At 71.6% G+C, this 3,240-nt stretch carries 2 protein-coding genes; both read right to left on the bottom strand.

The window, feature by feature from the left end:
* Positions 1-111: 111 nt before the first annotated feature.
* Positions 112-1,629, bottom strand: a complete 1,518-nt coding sequence (dop, locus tag ACLQ2R_RS15680; RefSeq protein ID WP_425960218.1) for a depupylase/deamidase Dop — start codon at positions 1,627-1,629, stop codon at positions 112-114.
* An 87-nt stretch (positions 1,630-1,716) separates the two neighbouring features.
* A complete protein-coding gene (locus ACLQ2R_RS15675) occupies positions 1,717-2,910 on the bottom strand; it encodes an acyltransferase family protein (RefSeq protein ID WP_425960217.1) in 1,194 nt (397 codons plus the stop codon).
* Between the last annotated feature and the right edge of the window lie 330 nt (positions 2,911-3,240).

Genomic DNA, 3,240 nt, shown 5'->3' with positions numbered 1-3,240 from the left:
GGTTCCCCCCCCCCCGAAAACCCACAAAAACACGCTAACCCCCCCACACCGGGGGCGGCCCGGGGGGGGGGGGGGCCGCCCCGCCGGGCCCGCCTCCCCCCTCACGAGACCTCACTGCTCGCCGGTCAGCGCCGTCACCAGCTCGGACGCGGTACGGCAGCGGTCGAACAGCTCGCCCACGTGTGCCTTGGTGCCCCGCAGCGGCTCCATCGTCGGGACGCGCTGCAACGACTCACGGCCCGGGATGTCGAAGATGACCGAGTCCCAGGAGGCGGCGGCCACGGACTCGCTGTACTGGCTCAGGCAGCGGCCCCGGAAGTAGGCCCGGGTGTCGTTCGGCGGCACCTCGACGGCCCGGAGCACCTCCTCCTCGGTCACCAGGCGCTGCATGCGGCCCCGGGCGACCAGCCGGTTGTACAGCCCCCGGTCCGGCCGGATGTCGGAGTACTGCAGGTCGACGAGCTGCAGGCGCGGGTGCGACCAGGGCAGGCCGTCCCGGGTGCGGTACCCCTCGAGCAGCTCCAGCTTGGCGACCCAGTCGAGCTCCCGCGACAGCTGCATCGGGTCGTCCGCCAGGCGGGTGAGGACCGACTCCCAGCGCTCCAGGACGTCCTTGGTGGGCTCGTCCAGGCCGTTGACGCTGCGCTCCTCGGCGTACTTGCGCGCCAGCTCCAGGTACTCCATCTGGAGCTGCACGGCCGTGAGCCTGCGGCCGTCGCGCATCGAGATCTCGTACTTGAGCGTGGGGTCGTGCGAGACCGCGCGCAGTGCCTGCACCGGGTTCTCGACGGCGAGGTCCCGGGTGAAGTAACCGTCCTCGATCATCGCCAGGACGAGCGCGGTCGACCCCAGCTTGAGGTAGGTCGAGATCTCCGACATGTTGGCGTCGCCGATGATGACGTGCAGGCGCCGGTACTTCTCCGGATCGGCGTGCGGCTCGTCCCGGGTGTTGATGATCGGCCGCTTGAGGGTCGTCTCCAGGCCCACCTCGACCTCGAAGAAGTCGGCGCGCTGGCTGATCTGGAAACCCTCGCTCCGGGAGTCCTGGCCGATGCCGACCTTGCCCGCCCCGGTGACGACCTGCCGGGAGACGAAGAACGGCGTCAGGTGCCGGACGATGTCGGCGAAGGAGGTGGCCCGGCGCATGAGGTAGTTCTCGTGGCAGCCGTAGGACGCGCCCTTGTTGTCGGTGTTGTTCTTGTAGAGCTGGATCGGGGCGTTGGCCGGCATCGCCGAGGCGCGGACCGCCGCGTCGTGCATGACCCGCTCGCCCGCCTTGTCCCAGATCACCGCCGCCCGGGGGTTGGTGCACTCGGGCGTGGAGTATTCGGGGTGGGCGTGGTCCACGTACAGCCGGGCCCCGTTGGTGAGGATCACGTTCGCCAGGCCGAGGTCCTCGTCGGTGAGCTGGCTCTGGTCGGCCACCTCCCGCGCGAGATCGAACCCGCGCGCGTCGCGCAGCGGGTTCTCCTCCTCGAAGTCCCATCGCGCGCGCCGGACCCGGGCCGCGGAGGCCGCCAGGTAGGCGTTCACGACCTGAGAGGAGGTCACCATCGCGTTGGCCCCCGGCTGTCCGGGCACGGAGATGCCGTATTCGGTCTCGATGCCCATCACCCGCCGTACCGTCATGCGCACCCTCTGTTCATCAGGGACTGTTTCTCTGCCTGGTGTCTATTCCCGACCCTAGACCCTTCACTATGCCCGGTGGTCGGACAGTTATGGCACCGAGGCCTTTTCGCCCGTTGCGAGGGGGAACGCGGAGAGCGCCTGGCCGGGCGCCTCCCGGCGCGCCGAAGCCTCCGAAGCCCCGGAAACCTCCGCGGGCACCGGGGTCCCTCTCCGCCTGCGGGCCCTGACGAGCTCCTGCAGGGGCCGCTCGGCCACGCGGTACACCAGGTAGGAGAAGGCCATCGCGGCCAGCACGGTGACCAGCGCGGTCAGCGGGGGCGGCAGCGTGTCCCGCAGCGCCGGGACGATCACGACCGCGGCCGCGGTGTGGAACAGGTAGAGCGGGTAGGTCAGCGCGCCCAGCACGACCAGGCCGCGCCAGCGCAGCCACCGCAGCCAGCCCAGCGCCACCATCGCCATCAGCACGTAGAAGCCGACCACGGTGGCGACGACGGCCCAGCCGGGCACGGGCATGGCGGCGTAGCCGACCCTGTCCACGCGCCCGGCCACCCGCTCCAGCGCCGCGCTGACGGCCAGGCCGCCGCTGATCCCGGCCAGGCACCACAGCACCAGCCGGGGCCCGAACCTGGTCATCAGGAAGAACGCCATGCCGCCCACGAAGTACGCCGCGTACTTGGGCATGATCACGAGATCGACCCACGCCTGCTCGCTCCCGGCGAAGAACCCCGCCGCCAGCAGCCAGACGCCCATGAAGACCAGGCAGCGGGCGAACGTCACCCCGACGATCACCAGGATCGAGATCAGCAGGTAGAAGCGCAGCTCCACCCAGAGCGACCAGTAGACGCCGTTGGCGTCGTAGACGCCGAAGGCCCGCTGGAGCATCGTCAGGTTGACGCCGTACTCCCCGAGGGTGAGCTTGGGGTCCAGGGCGGTGGCGGCGGTCAGGCCGTAGACGACGGCGGTGACGGCCACGCTGACCCAGTACGCGGGGAAGAGCCGCACCAGCCGGGAGAGGGCGAACGCGCCCAGGCCCCTGCCCCAGACGCTCATCAGGATCACGAAGCCGCTGATCATGAAGAACAGCTCGACGCCGAGGATGCCGAGCCCGGAGATCGTGGCGATCGCCGGGAACAGCTCGGCCGGGCGCTCGCCCCACACCGAGGCGAAGGCGATGAAGTAGTGGAAGGCGAGCACCGCCAGCGCGGCGGTGAAACGCAGCAGGTCCAGCTCGGCGAGACGGCCGCCCTCCCGGGGCGTCTCGCGCGGGGCCGCGCCGGTCACCCGGGGGCCGGGCCGGAATGTTCACGCACGCCACTTGGACGGCTTGCCGATCACTTGGGTTCCCTGCGACGGGTGTCGATTCCTGCGCACCCGTGTGACCTGTGGGAACGCGGCGACGGATCGTGGAACAGGGCCGTGGCCCGGCGGAACGGCCTCGCGGAACAAGGCCGCGGCCCGGCCTGATCCGACCCGTCCTGCACCGTCGTCCTGCCCCGTCCCGCCCCGGAGGAGGGCCGGAACGCCGGGGGGGGGGGGGGGGGGGGGGGGGGGGGGGGGGGGGGGGGGGGGGCCGGGGGGGGGGGGGGGGGGGGGGGGGGGGGGGGGGGAGGG

It is taken from the genome of Streptosporangium sp. DT93 (assembly GCF_049844535.1).
Taxonomy (GTDB): domain Bacteria; phylum Actinomycetota; class Actinomycetes; order Streptosporangiales; family Streptosporangiaceae; genus Streptosporangium.
This window is presented reverse-complemented; position numbering and strand designations above follow the sequence as displayed.